1 protein-coding gene is annotated in these 392 nt (G+C 43.4%); it reads left to right on the plus strand.

The window, feature by feature from the left end; translation table 11 throughout:
- Positions 1 to 179 precede the first annotated feature (179 nt).
- The coding region (locus ACFIM6_RS10060) for a DUF4043 family protein (RefSeq protein WP_375612693.1) at positions 180 to 392 on the plus strand (213 nt) is incomplete at its 3' end.

Here is a 392-nt window from a genome sequence, read left to right on the forward strand (position 1 = left end):
GACGGATAAAGAGTTTCAAGCGTGGTACAGTAATCCAAAGAACCGAGTGCTTATACGCAAATTGAGTGGTGCAGATGATGAAGATTAAGTGAAAGACTTTTAGAGAATAAGCCGCCTTTGGTGCGGGTTGGTGGTCCGGCTTTAAGCCGGTTTTTTTATAGCAAAGAAAGGTGAAATAAATGGCAACAACACATATAGGGATTAATGATCCCCATGCGTTAAAAACATGGGCGAGAATACTTGATGCGGAGGTCTCCAAAGCAACTCCTATTGCTCCTTTGATGGGGCAGGATTCCAATAGCATTATTCAGGTGAAAACAGAGACGCAAAAAGGCAAAGGGGATTGTGTAACATTTAGTCTGCGAGCTCAGTTATCAGGACGTGGTGTGAGT

The organism is Bartonella sp. AA9NXGY (assembly GCF_042196845.1).
GTDB lineage: Bacteria > Pseudomonadota > Alphaproteobacteria > Rhizobiales > Rhizobiaceae > Bartonella.